This is a genomic window from Streptococcus pseudopneumoniae, from assembly GCF_001072925.1.
In the GTDB taxonomy this organism is placed as follows: Bacteria; Bacillota; Bacilli; order Lactobacillales; family Streptococcaceae; genus Streptococcus; species Streptococcus pseudopneumoniae_Q.
The window spans coordinates 1-796 of the sequence record NZ_JVHE01000034.1; the positions used below are offsets into that span (position 1 = coordinate 1).

The following is a 796-nucleotide window of genomic DNA, read 5'->3' on the forward strand; positions in this document are numbered from 1 at the left end:
AGATCCAAGCAAACCAGGTCAACCAGTAGAACCAGGTAAGGAACTTCCAAACCTTCCAACAAAACCAGGTGTTGACACACCAATCATCTACGTACCAATCGTAAATGATGTGACTAAACCAACCAAACAGACAGTGAAGTTTGAAGGAGCAGGTGATAAGACTCCGGCTGACAATGTCCAAGACGACTTTACTTTCACTGGTAAAGAAAAACAAGCCGATGGAACTACAACATGGACTGAAACTAGTCACACCTATGGCAAGGTTACTGTCCCAGTCGTAGATGGATACTACTCAGATAAGACAGAAGCTGGATCTAAGACAGTGATTCCAGATCAACCAGAAGTAACAGATCACGTTGTATATAAACCACTTGGAAGTTTGGTTCCAAAATCTGATGATCCTAACTTCCCATCAACACCAGATGTGAAATATCCAAATGATCCAACAGATCCAACGAAACCAGGGCAACCAGTAGTTCCAGATGTACCAGGCTATAAGCCTTACTTGCCAGATCCAAAAGATCCAAGCAAACCAGGCCAACCAGTAGATCCAGGAAAACCAATCACTCCTGAAAATCCAGGAACTGACACCCCAATCATCTACGTGCCAATCGTAAATGATGTAACAAAACCAACTAAACAAACTGTAACCTTTGAAGGAGCAGGTGACAAGACTCCGGCTGCCAATGTCCAAAACGACTTCACATTTACTGGTAAAGAAAAACAAGCTGACGGAACTACAACATGGACTGAAACTAGTCACACCTATGGCAAGGTTACTGTTCCAGTTGTAGAT

At 43.0% G+C, this 796-nt stretch carries 1 protein-coding gene; it reads left to right on the plus strand.

The window, feature by feature from the left end; all coding sequences use genetic code 11:
• Positions 1-796, plus strand: a 796-nt coding sequence (locus tag ADH81_RS11150; RefSeq protein ID WP_049525895.1) for a mucin-binding protein, incomplete at both ends; no start/stop codon positions are given.